The following is a 15,145-nucleotide window of genomic DNA, read 5'->3' as shown; positions in this document are numbered from 1 at the left end:
TTCTCCTTACGCTTGTGATCTTGCGAGACGTTCGGCCAGCCAGTCGGCCAGGTCGGTCTCGGGCAATTGCTGTTGTTCCGCGTCCTCACGCAGCGGTTTCACCGCCACTTCCCCGCGCGCCACTTCGTCCTCGCCGAGGATCAGCGCGTAGCGGGCGCCGCTGCGGTCGGCTTTTTTCATCTGACTCTTGAAGCTGCCGCCGCCACAATGGGCGACGATGCCGACGCCGGGGAACCGGTCCCGCAGGCGCTCGGCCAGGGCCAGAGCCTGGGACTGCACTTCGCCCATGGCAGCAATATAGAGTGCCACCGGCGCCGGCAGTTCCGGGTTTTGTTGTTCCAGCAGCAGAATCAGCCGCTCCAGGCCCATGGCGAAGCCCACAGCCGGAGTCGGCTTGCCGCCCAGTTGCGCCACCAGGCCGTCGTAACGGCCGCCGGCGCACACCGTGCCCTGGGCGCCCAGAGCCCGGGTGGTCCATTCGAATACGGTTTTGCCGTAATAGTCCAGCCCGCGCACCAAATAAGGGTTGAGGCGGTATTCGATCCCGGCGGCCTCAAGCAACGCACACAGCTTGCTGAAGTGCTCACGGGCATCGTGGTTAAGAAATTGTTCCAGCCGCGGCGCCTGTTCCAGCACTTCGCGGGTGCCGGCGTCCTTGCTGTCGAGCACGCGCAGCGGGTTGCGTTCCAGCCGGCGGCGGGAGTCGTCGTCCAGGCGTTCGCTGTGTTCGCGCAGGTAGGCTACCAGGGCATCACGGTAGCGGGCGCGGTCTTCGGCGTCTCCCAGGGAATTCAGTTCCAGGGTGACCTGATCGGATAAGCCCAGGGCTTTCCACAGGCGCGCGGAGAGCAGAATCACCTCGGCGTCGATGTCCGGTCCGTCCATGCCGAAGGTTTCCACGCCAATCTGGTGGAACTGGCGATAACGGCCGGCCTGCGGACGCTCATGGCGGAACATGGGCCCGGCATACCAGAGCCGCTGGGTCTGGTTGTAGAGCAGACCGTGCTCCTCCGCGGCGCGCACGCAGCTGGCGGTGCCTTCCGGACGCAAGGTCAGGCTGTCGCCATTGCGGTCCTCGAAGGTGTACATCTCCTTCTCGACGATATCGGTGACTTCGCCGATGCCGCGCTTGAACAGATCGGTCTGCTCCAGGATCGGCGTGCGGATCTCCTGGTAGCCATAGGCCGCCAGCACCCCGCGCACTTTATCTTCCAGCCACTGCCACAGCGGCGTCTGCTGCGGCAGGATGTCGTTCATCCCGCGAATGGAGGTGATCTTCTTACCCACCGGTTCTCCTTGTTAACGCTCGACGCCCGACGCTGCACGCCCGACGCTTGAAACCCGACCGGAAACAACAAACGCCGGAGACTTGCCGCTTTTCGGCGTCAAGCGTCCGGCGTCCGGCACCCGGCGTTCTTTATTCACTACGCGCGATAATACCCTTGGCTTCGTCGTCGCGCATTTTTTGCACCTTGGCGCGCACCATCCGTTCCAGTTCGCTCACCAGGTCTTCCTGCTTGACGTGGTGGCTTTTCTGGCCGTCCTCGTAGGACAGATTGTTCGGGGTGCCGCCGGTGAGACCGACATCGGCTTCCCGCGCTTCGCCCGGACCGTTGACCAGGCAGCCGATCACCGCCAGGTCCACGGACTCGTTGATGTCTTCCAGGCGCGCCTCCAATTCGTTGACGGTCTGGATCACATCGAAGTTCTGCCGCGAACAGCTCGGGCAGGCAATGATATTGACGCCTTTCTTGCGCAGATTGAGGCTCTTGAGAATATCGAAACCGACGCGGATTTCCTCCACCGGGTCGGTGGCCAGGGAAATACGGATGGTGTCACCAATGCCTTCCAGCAGCAGACCGCCAAGCGCCACCGCGGATTTCACCGTGCCGGAGCGGAACGTGCCCGCCTCGGTGACGCCCAGGTGCAGGGGTTGCTCCACCTGGGTGGCCAGCTTGCGGTAAGCCTGCAGGGTCATGAAGACATTGGAGGCCTTGACGCTGATTTTGAATTCCTGGAAATCGTGGCGGTCGAGAATCTCCGCGTGCCGCAACGCCGACTCCACCAGCGCGTCACTGGTGGGTTCGCCGTATTTGCGTTGCAGTTCCTTCTCCAGCGAGCCGGCGTTGACCCCGATACGGATCGGAACCCCGTGATCACGGGCGGACTGAATCACCGCCCGCACCCGGTCCTCACGACCGATATTACCCGGGTTGATACGCAGGCAGTCGGCGCCTTCGTCGGCCACCTTCAGGGCGATCTTGTAATCGTAGTGGATGTCCGCCACCAGCGGCACCTGCACCTGTTTGCGGATCTTGCCGAAGGCCTCGGCGGCGTCCATGGTCGGCACCGAAACCCGCACGATATCGGCCCCCACCTCTTCCAGGCGGCGAATCTGCGCCACCGTGGCGTCCACGTCGCAGGTGTCGGTGTTGGTCATGCTCTGCACGGAGATCGGAGCGTCACCGCCAACGGGCACGGATCCCACATGAATCTGCCGGGATTTGCGGCGTTGAATGGAAATTTCCGGTTCCATACTGACTCCTGAAGAGCTGAAACGTCTGATCGACTTATCGCGGCCCGGCACCGGGCCGGGCATTCAACAGCGTTGGGCGACCACGGTAATACGGGGCTACGGTAAAGAGAAACGCAGCACCTGGCCGGATCCGCTGCCGGGCAGGGTTTCCGTCTTGCCGTTGAGTGTCATCTCGCTGACCGCGGCGGCGTCACCGACGGTCAGCCGATAAGGGGCTTCGCCATTGAGGGACACACGATCCCCGGCGCTTTGCACACCTTCCACCAGGCGCTTGCCGGTGGCGTCGACGACCCGGATCCAGCAATCGCGGGAAAAAGCCATTTCCAGCCGGTCGCCGCTGGTTTCCGCCATGGCGGCTCCGGTTTCGCTGTCCGTGGCGGCCTCATCAGCCGGCTCCGGAGTTCCCGCCTGTGGCTCCACCACCGCGGCCCCGCTGTCCATGCCATTATCCTCCGTATTGGAAGACGGCTCCATGACAGGTTCCGGGGCCACCGTTCCGGAGTCCGGGGAGGGCTCCGACGGCGGTGCCGGGCCCAGGTCCGTATCGGACCCGGTGTCGGCCGGCGCCGCTGGTGACGGCTCCGGCACCACGGATTCTTCCACCGTATCGGGGTGCGTGCCCACCGGCTCGGGCTCGCCGGCCGAGGGCCATAACCACCATGCCAGGGCCAGCAGCAACAGGACCAGCAGCACCAGCAGCAACGGCCAGCGCCAGTCGCGCCCGCCACTCAGCGGTTCATGCACGGATTCGGTGGGCGCCGGCTCCCGGCGGTTCTGGTTCACATGCTGCTGAAAGCGGGACGCCAGTTCCTCGCCGGGCAGGCCGAGCAGACGGGCGTAATTACGTAAATACCCTTTAATAAAGGGCGGCTCGGGCAAACGCCCGTAGTCATCGTCCTCGAGAGCCTGAAGGTAGCTCATCGAAAGGTGCAGGTGTTCGGACACTTCCTCACGGGTCATACCCCGCTCTTCACGCACTCGACGCAACTCGGCGCCGGGCAGTTCCGTCCCTGACTCGCTCATTAAGGTGCCTCCTGAGCGTCGCGCCACTCCTGCCAGAGCCGATATTCACGGGAGCCCCGGTGGAGATTCTGCAACGCAAGCTCATAACTGGATTGTTGGTCTTTACGGCCCAACGCATGGGCCAGCCGCACCCCCAACCACAACCCGGCGGGGTCCTGTCGACCCACCCGCTGGGTGTATTGTTGGTAATAGTCCCAGCCCAGATCGTAGCGCTGCTCCTGATAATACAGCCGCGCCAGCTCCAGATTCGGTGTCACGGATCGCGGTTGCAGACGAAGCGCCTTGATAAAGGCTTCTTTCGCCTCCTCCGGCTGGTCCAGGCGCAGATGGCACAGGCCGATATTGCTATAGGCACTGCCCCGCCCTTCATAACCCGGGTCGTTGGCGACCCGACCGAACAGCTTGAGCGCTTCCTGGTACCGACCCTGGCTGTACAGCAGGGTTCCGTAGTTGTTCAACGCCGGCGCGTAATCGCCGTCGATCCGCAGGGCGCGTTTGTAATGACGCTCCTCATTCTCCGGATCGCGCTCGTAGTTATACAACAAGGCCATGGCATTGTGTGCCTTGGCACTGTTGTCATTGAGTGACAGAGCCCGGGAAAAATGTCGCCGGGCCTCGCTGGGATTGCCCTGCTGAAGATATTGAAGACCAGCGGCGACGCGGCTGGTGACCGCCTCATCCACCTTGACGTTGTTACGACTGCTCTCCACCGCGCAGCCGGACAGCCAAAGGCCTCCGGCCAGCACCACAACCAAAGAAAAATGTCGTTTTATCATACAGACGCCGCATTGCCATCGGCCTGTTCGGTGCGGTGAAACACCGATTTTTTCCAACGTTCGGCACGACGGGTGCGGTCCTGCACCGTGCCCACCAGTTGCCCGCAGGCAGCGTCGATGTCATCGCCGCGGGTGGTGCGTACCGTGGTCAGCAGGCCATGGTCATTAAGGAATTTATGGAACTCCAGGATGTCTTTTTTCCGGGAGCGCTCATAGCCAGCGTGGGGGAAGGGATTGAAGGGAATCAGGTTGACCTTTACCGGAATGCCGTTGAGCAGCTTGACCAACTGCCGGGCGTGCTCCGGTTTGTCGTTCACGTCACGCAGCATCACGTATTCCATGGTGATGGTGTTGTGACGGTGGGTAATATTGTCGCTGTAGCGTTTGCAGGCGGCCATCAGTTCCGCCAGCGGGTATTTGCGATTGAGCGGCACCAGTTCGTTGCGCAGCTCATCATTGGGCGCGTGCAGACTGACCGCCAGCGCCACATCCAGATCCTGGCTGAGCTGGTCGATCTTCGGCACCACGCCGGAAGTGGACAGGGTAATGCGCTTCTTGCCGATGCCGTAACCCAGGTCGTCTTTCATGATGCGCATGGCGGTAAGCACTTCGCCGTAATTCAACAACGGCTCGCCCATGCCCATCATCACCACGTTGGTGATCGGATGCTCGCCCAGATTGCGGCGTGGGCCGAAGGCACGGCCCGCCTGCCAGACCTGGCCGATGATCTCGGCGCTGGTCAGATCGCGCTGAAAACCCTGTTTACCGGTGGAGCAGAAGCCGCAATCCACGGCGCAGCCCACCTGGGAGGACACACACAGGGTGCCGCGGCGGCCATCGGGGATGAACACGGTTTCCACCGCGCCGCCGCCGTCGGCCTCGAACACCCACTTGCGGGTGCCGTCCCGGGAAATACCTTCGTGCAGTACTTTGGGGCCACGAATTTCCGCCACTTCGGTCAGCTTCTGGCGCAGCGCCTTGCCGACGTCGGTCATCTGGTCAAAATGGTCCGCCTGATGGTGATGGATCCACTTCATCACTTGCTGGGCACGGAACTTCTTCTCCCCCATTTCGAGGAAGAACGTTTCCATTTGCTCACGGCTGAAACCGAGCAGATTGACCTTTTGCGGGGCACTCATGGCTTCCTCCTGCGGCGGCGTAACGCCCCGCCCTGCGGCGAGGCGTTCACCCACCACCTTAGCGGGTGCGCGGGCAGATTTCTTCGTCGGAGAAGAAATAGCTCACTTCACGGGCGGCGGACTCAGTGGAGTCGGAGCCGTGTACCGCGTTTTCGTCAATGGTTTCGGCGAAGTCGGCGCGAATGGTGCCGGCTTCCGCTTCTTTCGGGTTGGTGGCGCCCATCAGGTCACGGTTCTTGAGTACCGCGCCTTCGCCTTCCAGCACCTGCACGATGACCGGGCCGCTGGTCATGAAAGCCACCAGATCACCGAAGAAAGGACGCTCCTTGTGCTCGGCGTAGAAGCCCTCGGCCTGCTCACGGCTCAGGTGCAGCATTTTCATGGCCACGACCTTCAGGCCCGCTTTTTCGAAACGGCCAACGATCTCACCGATGACGTTTTTGGCCACGGCGTCGGGCTTGATGATCGAGAGAGTACGCTCTACTGACATCGCTGTGTCTTCTCCAGAATTGCATGAATTTGCATTGCTTGTAGTGAATAGGCGCCCGCGCCATTCGGCCGGCCGCGCCCGTGGACTCGGCCTGGGCGGTCCTCGCCGCGATCCGGGGGCCTGAAACCGGCGGATTATACGCATCCGGGGTTAAATATGATACCGTTGGCGCCGGTTTCAGGCCCCCGGGGCCACCGCCTATCGATCCCATCGCCACTCTGGATTCCACCCTGCCGTCGGATCCCGTATAATACCTGACTAAATTACTCTGGTATTCTGAGATTATGAGCAGCCAAGCCGAACTGGACAAAGTCATCCGCTCCGAGTACGAGGCCGGATTCACCACCCTGGTGGAGTCCGACACTCTGCCGCCGGGGCTCAGCGAAGACGTCATCCGCTTCATCTCCGCCAAGAAAGGAGAGCCGGAGTGGCTGCTGGAATGGCGTCTGGAAGCCTACCGCAAGTGGCGGGAGATGCCGGAGCCGGAATGGGCCCACCTGCATTACCCGAAGGTGGACTATGACGCTATCTCCTACTATTCCGCGCCGAAAAGCATGGAAGACCGGCCAAAAAGCCTGGATGAGGTGGACCCGGAACTGCTCGACACCTACAAGAAGCTCGGCATCCCCCTGCATGAACAGGAAATGCTCGCCGGGGTGGCGGTGGACGCGGTGTTCGACTCGGTTTCCATCGGCACCACCTTCAAGGAAAAGCTGGCCGAGGCCGGGGTGATCTTCTGCTCCATTTCCGAGGCGGTGCAGGAACATCCGGAACTGGTGCGGAAATACCTGGGCTCCGTGGTGCCCAAGAGCGATAACTTCTTCGCCGGGCTCAACTCCGCGGTGTTCACCGACGGTTCCTTTGTTTACATCCCCAAGGGCGTGCGTTGCCCCATGGAGCTGTCCACCTACTTCCGCATCAACGAAGCCAACACCGGCCAGTTCGAACGCACCCTGATCGTCGCCGACGAAGGCAGCTACGTCAGCTACCTGGAAGGCTGCACCGCGCCGCAGCGTGATGAGAATCAGCTGCACGCGGCGGTGGTGGAGCTGGTGGCCCTGCCCGGCGCCGAGATCAAGTATTCCACGGTGCAGAACTGGTATCCCGGCGACGAAAACGGCAAGGGCGGCATCTACAACTTCGTCACCAAGCGCGGCGTCGCCCATGACAATGCCAAGATCAGCTGGACCCAGGTGGAAACCGGCTCGGCCATCACCTGGAAGTATCCGTCCGTGGTGCTGCGCGGCGACAACTCCGTGGGCGAGTTCTATTCCGTGGCCCTGACCCGCCACGCGCAACAGGCGGACACCGGCACCAAGATGATCCACCTGGGCAAGAACACCAGAAGCACCATCGTTTCCAAGGGCATTTCCGCCGGCAAGAGCTCCAACGCCTACCGCGGCCTGGTACGGATGGGCCCACGCGCGGAGAACGCCCGCAACTTCACCCAGTGTGACTCGCTGCTGCTGGGCGATCGCTGCGGTGCCCACACTTTCCCGTACATCGAATCCAAGCACCCCAGCGCCACGGTGGAACACGAGGCCACCACCTCCAAGGTGAGCGACGACCAGTTGTTCCTGTGCCGGCAGCGCGGCATCGATCCGGAGAAAGCGATTTCCATGATCGTGAACGGCTTCTGCAAGGAAGTGTTCAAGGAACTGCCGATGGAATTCGCGGTGGAGGCCGGCAAGCTACTGGAAGTGAGTCTGGAAGGGGCAGTTGGTTAGTTAACAGTTAATAGCGAAAACCGGCCCCAGGCCTCGTCCTCCGCAGCGAAGCGTTGTGGGAAAGTCTTAGACAGTTAATTTATAGGCGTTATTTACATGCTGGAAATTCGTGATCTGCACGCCGCCGTCAACGGCAAAGCCATTCTCAAGGGTCTGGATCTGACCGTGAACCCGGGCGAAGTACACGCCATCATGGGACCCAACGGCTCGGGCAAGTCCACCCTGGCCAATGTTCTGGCCGGCCGTGACAATTACGAGATCACCGGGGGCCAGGCCATTCTGGATGGTCACGACCTGGCGGAGCTGGAACCGGAGGAGCGCGCCCAGGCCGGCCTGTTCCTGGCGTTCCAGTACCCGGTGGAAATCCCCGGCGTGTCCAACATGGAATTTCTCAAAGCGGCTTTGGAAGCGGTGCGCAAGGCCCAGGGCAAGGAAGAGTGGGACTCGGTGACGCTGCTGCGCAAGGCCCGCGAAGCCTGCAAGCAGGTCAATCTGGACGCTCAGTTCCTCAAGCGCGGCGTTAACGAAGGCTTCTCCGGCGGCGAGAAGAAACGCAACGAGATCATGCAGATGCTGCTGATGGAGCCGCGTCTGGCCCTGCTCGACGAAACCGACTCCGGTCTTGATATCGATGCTCTGCAAACCGTGGCCCGGGGCGTCAACTCCCTGCGCAGCCCGGAGCGCGGCATCGTGCTGGTCACGCACTATCAGCGGCTGCTGGATTACATCGTGCCGGACCACGTCCATGTGCTTTCCGATGGCCGCATTATTAAATCCGGCGGCAAGGAACTGGCTCTGGAACTGGAACAGAAAGGCTACGGCTGGCTGACCGGCGAGGAAGAGTCCGCATGAGCCTCCCTTCGAAACAACAGGGCCTCGAACTGAAGACCCTGGCGGTGGAAAACGCGCGCCGCTCCGAAGCCGGGGACGCGCTGGCGCCGTTGCGCGGTGACAGCCTGAACGCCCTTGAGGCCGCCGTTTTCCCCGACCGTAAAACCGAGCAGTGGAAATACACTTCCCTGCATCCGCTCACCGACGGCCATCTGAGAACCGCCGCCGACGGCGCCCTGCCCGAGCCGCTGCCGAACCTGGCCGCTCATCGCCTGGTGATGAGCAATGGCCGCTTGCAGGAAAACCTGAGCCAGTTGCCGGAAGGCGTGACACTGCATCGCCGGGCCGGACAGCGTGACGAGTTGCTGACGCCGTTCGCGCTCTACAACGGCGCGGCGCTGACGGACGCCATCACTCTGGAAGTGGCCGCCAACACCGAAGTCAGCGCGCCGCTGCACCTGCTGCTGCACGCCGCCAGCGACACGCCCGCCCATTGCCAGACCCGGGTGGAAGTACTGTTGAATCCGGGCAGCAAGCTGACCCTGATCGAGCATTACATCGGCCAGGGCCCGGTGCTGAACAACGCGGTGACCGTGATCGAGGCCCGCGACAACGCCAGCCTCACCCACTACCGGCTGCAAAGCGAGCGGGAAGACACCCTGCACATCAGCACCTTGCTGTTCCGGCAGACCGGGGTCAGCCGCATCGACAGCTACCAGCTGATGGGCGGCAACCGGCTGCGCCGCAACGACGTACGTGCCCTGCTGGAAAAAAGCGGTGCCGAACTGAACATGCAGGGCGTGTTCGTGGCCCGTGGCCAAAGCCACATCGACAATCAGCTGTGCGTGGAACACCGCGTGCCACACTGCACCTCCAATCAGGTGTTCAAGGGTCTGGCCGGCGAAAAGGGCAAGGCGATCCTCAATGGCCGTATTCACATCCACGAGGGTGCCATGGGCACCCTGGCGGAACTGAGCAACAAGAACCTGCTGCTGAGTCCCGGCGCGGAGATCTACACCAAACCGGAACTGGAAATTTACAACGACGACGTGAAGTGCGCCCATGGCGCCACCGTCGGCCAACTCGACGCCGCCCAGCAGTTTTACCTGCAATCCCGGGGTATCGCGCTGGCGGAAGCCAAGCGCATGCTGAGCCTGGGCTTCGTCAATGAACTGATCCTGGCGCTACCGGACGAGAGCGTGGCGCGGTGGGTGCAGCCGTGGCTGGCGGGGGAATTGAGCCAATATCCCGGCGCCAACGAGGAAGCGGCATGACTCTGAACGTTTCCGCGCTTCGCGACGCCTTCCCGATTCTCCACCAGGAGGCCAACGGCAAACCGCTGGTGTACCTGGACAACGCCGCCACCACGCAAAAACCGCGGGTGGTGATCGACGCGATACGGGATTACTACCAGGGCACCAACAGCAACGTGCACCGGGGCGCTCACTACCTGAGTGACCGCGCCACCGCGGACTTCGAAGCGGCGCGGGATACCGTGGCGGCGTTCCTCAACGCCGATCGCGAGGAGATCATCTGGACCAAGGGCACCACCGAAGGCATCAATCTGGTGGCCCAGTGCATCGGCCGCGAGCGGCTCAAGGCCGGTGACGAAGTGCTGATCACCACCCTGGAACACCACGCCAACATCGTGCCCTGGCAGCAGGCCTGCCTGGCCACCGGCGCCAGCCTCAAAGTGGTTCCACTGCGCGAGGACGGCAGTGTGGATAGCGAGGCGTTCCACCAGTTGCTGAATGAACGCACCCGCATCGTGGCGCTGTCCCATGTCTCCAACAGCCTGGGCTCGGTGACGCCGGTGGCGGAGTTGATCGCCGCCGCCAAGGCCGCTGGCGCCATCACCCTGGTGGACGGCGCCCAGGCGGTGTCGCACTTCCCGGTGGACGTGCGCGCGCTGGGCTGTGACTTCTATGCCTTCTCCGGCCATAAGGTGTTCGGCCCCACCGGCATCGGCGCCCTGTATGGCCGCCGTGAGTTGCTGGAAGCCATGCCGCCTTACCAAACCGGCGGCGAAATGATCGAGGTGGTGACGTTCGAGAAAAGCACCTGGAATCAGTTGCCGTACAAATTCGAACCGGGGACGCCGAACATCGCCGGCGTGGTCGGTCTGGGCGCGGCCATCCGCTGGCTCCAGAGGCAGGACCGGGACGCGCTGGCGCGCCATGAGCGGGCCCTGTTGAGCGCCGCCCATGAACAGGCGGAAGCGTTCCCGGGGTTGAAAATCATCGGTAACGCCGCCACCAAGGCCAGTGTATTGTCGTTCCTGTTGGACGGCGCCCACCCCGCCGATGTCGGCGTGTTGCTGGACAAGCAAGGCGTGGCGGTGCGCACCGGGCATCATTGCTGCATGCCGCTGATGGACAGCCTCGGCATTCCCGGTACCGTGCGCGCCTCGTTTTCGATCTACAATACCCTTGATGAGGTGGACGTCCTGTTCCAGGCGCTCCATAAAGTACGTTCTTTTCTATAGGTGATGATGTCATGACGGTACAGACTTTCGTGCCCGGCCAGGCGCAAATTCACCTGACCGAATCCGCCCGCCGCCAGGCTCTCAAGGAGATCGAGCGCGCCGGCGCCGCCGGCATCCGCTTGAATCTGGATGAGTCCGGCTGCTCCGGTTATATGTACGTGCTCGACTTTGTCGACGAACCGCGCGACGGTGACAAGCGCTTCGACATCGACGGCATTGCGCTCTATGTGCCGGAAAAATGGCTGGTGATGCTCAACGGTCTTGAGATCGATTATGTCACCGAGGGCGTCAACAGCCTGTTCAAGTTCCGCAACCCCAACGCCACCGGCGAATGCGGCTGCGGTGAAAGCTTCACCGTGCACGAGGTCTGAAGGTCTTGACCAGCGCCCCTTCTACCTCAGAGCAACGCACCGTGGTGGTCAGCCGGGATGTACCCGCCCGGCGGGTTCCCAGCGGCACCCGCATCACCATCAAGAAGAATTCCTTCGTCAATCTGCGTCAGGCGCTGGGCGGCACTTATACGGTGACCGTGAACGGCAATATGGCGCGTATTGACGGCACCGACGCGGACGCCATCGGCCAGCAGCCTCTGGAACTGGACTTCGATGCTCCCGAAGCGGACGGCACGGTGCGGGACGAGGATCTTCAGAAGACCCTGAAAACCATCTACGACCCGGAAATTCCGGTGAACGTTGTCGACCTGGGCCTGGTTTACGGCTGCGATGTGATTCGCAGGGACGATCAGAATGTGGTGCAGGTACGCATGACACTCACCGCCCCCACCTGCGGCATGGGCCCGGTCCTGGTCGGCGATGTGGAAGACCGGCTCGCCAAGGTGCCCAATGTGGACAAAGTGGAAGTGGCGCTGGTGTTCGACCCGCCCTGGAGCCGGGATATGATGACGGAAGAGGCCCAACTGGAACTGGGCCTGTTCTGACGGCAGTAATTGAGAAGGTGGTTCAACTTGTCTGATTTCGATATTCGCGCCATCACCCTCGGTGAGAACGTCACCGCCGAGGATGTCCGTGACGACCTGGAATTCCTGGACGACTGGGAAGAGCGCTACCGCTACATCATCGATCTCGGCAAGCAACTGCCGGAACTGCCGGACACCCTGCGCACCGAAGACCGCTTCGTGCGCGGCTGCCAGAGCCAGGTATGGCTGGTCACCGACTACGATGACAGCGAGGGCCGCCTGTATCTGGCGGTGGATTCCGACGCCATCATCGTGCGCGGGCTGGCGGCGATCGTGCTCACCGCCCTCAACCGCCGCTCGCCGGAACAGATCGCGGCGGTGGACATGGACGCCTTCTTCCAGGACATCGACCTGTTCGGCCATCTCAGCCCCACCCGTGGCAACGGCCTGCGTGCCATGGTCGCCCGCATCAAGCAGGAAGCGGCGGCCCTGGCCGCCTGACCCCCAACGTTCCGACGTTCAGGCGGCGGGTTCCAGACGCACCACGAAGCGCCGCACGCCGCCGTCCACCTGCTCCGACTCCAGTATCTCCACCTTCTCCCCATAGAACGCCGCCACGCCGTGGACGCAGCCCAGCGCCAGCAGGCTCAGATCCCGGTGGGAACGGTATTCCACCTGCAGCACACGTGGCTCCAGCTCACGGACATCAATGCGCGGCGGCGTCGCCTCCGGGTTCTTCAGACGAATGACCCGCTGGTGGATGCGTTCCTCCACGTTGAGCAGGAACGCCACTGCGTCCCATTCCCGTGGAATCATCGCCCGGTACATATTGATCAGGGGCGGGATCACCCAGGCGCCGAATTCCTCCAGCAAATCATCACGGTGCAGCCCGGTGACCGACTGCAGCGCCGTCACCAGGTCTTCCAGATGGTTGTCCGGGTAAAGTTGAATCGGTACGTGCAGGCAGTCGGTCAGGCCCGCTCGGTGATTGACGTCATCCCATACCGACTGACCATAGCGGTCGGTAACGAAATGACGCAGATGGGCAAGGATCACTCCGTGCATGGTTGGCTCCGTCCTTTGGTGTGATAACACCTAAGCAAGCTGCACGCCGGTTACGGAGCCTTCCGTCGGACAAAAAGAGCCGCTTATCCCCTTTGAGCGGCGGCGTCACGCAGGCGGGTGACCACCTGCGTCACATTCTGTATTACCGTGTCGATTTGCGTCTCATCGGTGAAGCGGCCCACCGAGAAGCGCAGCGAGCCGTGCGCCAGCGAATCGGACACCCCCATCGCCTTGAGCACATAGGACGGCTCCAGCGACGCCGAGGTGCAGGCGGACCCGGTGGACACCGCCACGCCGGTCAACGCGGTCAGCAGCATCTCCCCTTCCAACCCTTCGAACGCCACGTTCATATGGCCGGGTAAACGCGGCGCGCCGGCACCGTTGAGGGACACGCCGGGCAGCGTCCGGATGCCATCCCACAAGCGATCCCGCAACGCGGCGATACGCTCGTTCTCTTCATCCCGGCTGGCCATGGCCAATGACAAGGCCTCGCCCATGGCGACAATCTGGTGGGCGGGCAAGGTGCCCGACCGCATGCCCCGCTCATGGCCGCCGCCGTGGATCTGGGCGGCGACCCGGACATCCGGATGGCGCCGCACATAGAGCGCGCCAATGCCTTTCGGGCCGTAGATCTTGTGGGCACACAGGGAGACCAGGTCCACCGTGGTTTCCCGAACATCCAACGGCAACTTGCCCATGGTCTGGGCGGCGTCGGTGTGAAACAGAACGCCACGCTCCCGGCACAAGGCGCCAATGGCACCGATATCGTTGATCACCCCGGTTTCGTTGTTGGCGTGCATGATCGACACCAGCACGGTGTCCTCGCGCATCGCCTCTTCCACCGCCCGCGGGGTGATCCGGCCATCCGGCTCCGGCGCCAGATAGGTGACCTCGACGCCACGCCCTTCCAGCCAGCCGCAGGGGTCCAGCACCGCCTTGTGCTCGGTGGCGGAGGTGATCACATGTCCCCCGCCCCGCTGCTCCAGAACACCTTTGATGGCCAGATTGTTGGCCTCGGTGGCACCGCTGGTCCAGACGATCTCCCGGGGATCGGCGTTGAGCGCGTCCGCTACCTGACGACGGGCATTTTCCACCGCCTCCTCCGCCAGCCAGCCGTAAAGATGGCTGCGCGATGCCGGATTCCCGAAGGTGCCGTCCGGCCCGAGAAAACGCACCATCGCCTCCACGACCCGGGGGTCCACCGGGGTAGTGGCGGCGTAATCCAGATAAACCGCTTGCGACATGGATGTTGATTACTGTGTTGATAATGGAAGGATCAAAGCGTGCTGACCGGCACCCGGTTCAGTTGGCTCTGAGTGATCTTCTGGCGCTCCGCCACCTGACGCACCTCATTGCGGGACACCAGTTCGCCCAGCGTGATGTGCGACAGGAAATCCTGGATCTGATCCGACAGATCACACCAGAGGTGGTGTGTCAGACAAATGTGGCCGTCCTGACAATCGCCGTTGCCGCCACAACGGGTGGCATCCACGGACTCGTCCACGGCGGCGATCACCGAAGCCACATCAATATCGTCACTGTCCCGGCTCAGCCTGTAGCCGCCGCCGGGACCGCGCACACTGCTCACCAGATGCCGCCGGCGCAACTTGGCGAACAGCTGCTCCAGATAGGAAATGGAAATTCCCTGACGCTCGGAGATATCCGCCAGGGATACCGGGCCCTCATCCGCATGAAGAGCCAGATCCAGCATCGCGGTCACCGCGTATCGGCCTTTGGTGGTTAATCGCATACCCACACCTTTGGTACGTGAATAGGAAGTCAGACTATAAAGACCAACCAAATCAGTCAAGTATTATCGGAGAATAATTGATAACCGTTCTCATGTAAAAAGGTCTGAACAAGAAATAGACGGTTGGTTCCCGAAATGGCCCGGATCGACTCCCTCGTTCTTGACAGCGCCCCGGAGCTCACGGACAATTCGCGGCCTTGAAACATGGCAAGGTAGCTCAGCTGGTTAGAGCACAGCACTCATAATGCTGGGGTCGGCGGTTCAAGTCCGCCCCTTGCTACCAAATATCCAGGAAAGGCTGCTCAGTTGAGCAGCCTTTTTTGTTTCAGGCGGGCCAAGGTTCTGATCCAGGGGCCGACACTGCTTTTTCTGGGCTGGGGTCGGCGCAGGCGGCCTGCCCGTTCAAG

The 15,145-nt window shown here is 62.3% G+C and carries 16 protein-coding genes and 1 tRNA gene; 8 read left to right on the top strand and 9 right to left on the bottom strand.

All coding sequences use genetic code 11. From position 1 onward, the window contains the following. Positions 1-6: 6 nt before the first annotated feature. The 6 genes from hisS to ndk all read right to left on the bottom strand — a co-directional run bounded on the left by hisS (position 7) and on the right by ndk (position 5,964). On the bottom strand, positions 7-1,287 hold the full coding sequence (gene hisS, locus RYH70_RS05805) for a histidine--tRNA ligase (protein ID WP_022995345.1): 1,281 nt from the start codon (positions 1,285-1,287) through the stop codon (positions 7-9). 130 nt (positions 1,288-1,417) lie between these two features. Continuing rightward, complete coding sequence (gene ispG, locus RYH70_RS05800) at positions 1,418-2,536, bottom strand: flavodoxin-dependent (E)-4-hydroxy-3-methylbut-2-enyl-diphosphate synthase (protein ID WP_022995344.1); 1,119 nt, start codon at positions 2,534-2,536, stop codon at positions 1,418-1,420. Positions 2,537-2,632: 96 nt separating this feature from the next. Beyond that, positions 2,633-3,559 carry a RodZ domain-containing protein gene (locus RYH70_RS05795; protein WP_317009894.1) on the bottom strand — a complete coding sequence of 309 codons (927 nt, stop codon included), beginning with the start codon at positions 3,557-3,559 and terminating at the stop codon, positions 2,633-2,635. Beyond that, a complete protein-coding gene (gene pilW, locus RYH70_RS05790) occupies positions 3,559-4,335 on the bottom strand; it encodes a type IV pilus biogenesis/stability protein PilW (RefSeq protein WP_145912279.1) in 777 nt (258 codons plus the stop codon). The genes RYH70_RS05795 and pilW overlap by 1 nt, the downstream gene beginning before the upstream one ends. After that, on the bottom strand, positions 4,332-5,474 hold the full coding sequence (rlmN, locus tag RYH70_RS05785) for a 23S rRNA (adenine(2503)-C(2))-methyltransferase RlmN (RefSeq protein ID WP_022995341.1): 1,143 nt from the start codon (positions 5,472-5,474) through the stop codon (positions 4,332-4,334). Before rlmN ends, pilW begins: the two co-directional genes overlap by 4 nt. Before the next feature lie 58 nt (positions 5,475-5,532). Further along, the gene (ndk, locus tag RYH70_RS05780; protein ID WP_022995340.1) at positions 5,533-5,964 is read right to left on the bottom strand and encodes a nucleoside-diphosphate kinase; all 432 of its coding nucleotides are present in this window, start codon (positions 5,962-5,964) and stop codon (positions 5,533-5,535) included. A 284-nt stretch (positions 5,965-6,248) separates the two neighbouring features. Between ndk and sufB the strand changes: the two genes are divergently transcribed. The 7 genes from sufB to RYH70_RS05745 all read left to right on the top strand — a co-directional run bounded on the left by sufB (position 6,249) and on the right by RYH70_RS05745 (position 12,424). Continuing rightward, entirely contained in the window at positions 6,249-7,691 is a 1,443-nt protein-coding gene (gene sufB, locus RYH70_RS05775) for a Fe-S cluster assembly protein SufB (protein WP_022995339.1), read from the top strand. Between the two features lie 96 nt (positions 7,692-7,787). Continuing rightward, positions 7,788-8,543, top strand: a complete 756-nt coding sequence (gene sufC / locus RYH70_RS05770; RefSeq protein WP_055100164.1) for a Fe-S cluster assembly ATPase SufC — start codon at positions 7,788-7,790, stop codon at positions 8,541-8,543. Continuing rightward, entirely contained in the window at positions 8,540-9,796 is a 1,257-nt protein-coding gene (sufD, locus tag RYH70_RS05765; protein WP_163122406.1) for a Fe-S cluster assembly protein SufD, read from the top strand. Before sufC ends, sufD begins: the two co-directional genes overlap by 4 nt. Then, the gene (locus RYH70_RS05760) at positions 9,793-11,007 is read left to right on the top strand and encodes an aminotransferase class V-fold PLP-dependent enzyme (protein WP_317009893.1); all 1,215 of its coding nucleotides are present in this window, start codon (positions 9,793-9,795) and stop codon (positions 11,005-11,007) included. The genes sufD and RYH70_RS05760 overlap by 4 nt, the downstream gene beginning before the upstream one ends. Before the next feature lie 11 nt (positions 11,008-11,018). Continuing rightward, a complete protein-coding gene (locus RYH70_RS05755) occupies positions 11,019-11,378 on the top strand; it encodes a HesB/IscA family protein (RefSeq protein WP_055100166.1) in 360 nt (119 codons plus the stop codon). A gap of 5 nt (positions 11,379-11,383) precedes the next feature. After that, on the top strand, positions 11,384-11,944 hold the full coding sequence (sufT, locus tag RYH70_RS05750) for a putative Fe-S cluster assembly protein SufT (RefSeq protein WP_031228325.1): 561 nt from the start codon (positions 11,384-11,386) through the stop codon (positions 11,942-11,944). A gap of 27 nt (positions 11,945-11,971) precedes the next feature. Beyond that, positions 11,972-12,424 (top strand): SufE family protein, encoded by a 453-nt coding sequence (locus tag RYH70_RS05745; protein ID WP_022995333.1) that lies wholly within the window; start codon positions 11,972-11,974, stop codon positions 12,422-12,424. 18 nt (positions 12,425-12,442) lie between these two features. Here the strand turns inward: RYH70_RS05745 and RYH70_RS05740 are convergent, their stop codons facing one another. From RYH70_RS05740 to iscR, 3 genes are all read right to left on the bottom strand, one after another. Next, positions 12,443-12,988 (bottom strand): heme NO-binding domain-containing protein, encoded by a 546-nt coding sequence (locus RYH70_RS05740; RefSeq protein WP_317009892.1) that lies wholly within the window; start codon positions 12,986-12,988, stop codon positions 12,443-12,445. 83 nt (positions 12,989-13,071) lie between these two features. Continuing rightward, the gene (locus RYH70_RS05735; RefSeq protein WP_080530600.1) at positions 13,072-14,232 is read right to left on the bottom strand and encodes an IscS subfamily cysteine desulfurase; all 1,161 of its coding nucleotides are present in this window, start codon (positions 14,230-14,232) and stop codon (positions 13,072-13,074) included. A 32-nt stretch (positions 14,233-14,264) separates the two neighbouring features. Beyond that, complete coding sequence (gene iscR, locus RYH70_RS05730; RefSeq protein ID WP_022995330.1) at positions 14,265-14,738, bottom strand: Fe-S cluster assembly transcriptional regulator IscR; 474 nt, start codon at positions 14,736-14,738, stop codon at positions 14,265-14,267. Positions 14,739-14,944: 206 nt separating this feature from the next. Between iscR and RYH70_RS05725 the strand changes: the two genes are divergently transcribed. Further along, positions 14,945-15,021, top strand: a tRNA-Met gene (locus RYH70_RS05725). Positions 15,022-15,145 lie beyond the last annotated feature (124 nt).

The organism is Alloalcanivorax xenomutans (genome assembly GCF_032810065.1).
GTDB lineage: Bacteria > Pseudomonadota > Gammaproteobacteria > Pseudomonadales > Alcanivoracaceae > Alloalcanivorax > Alloalcanivorax xenomutans.
This window is presented reverse-complemented; position numbering and strand designations above follow the sequence as displayed.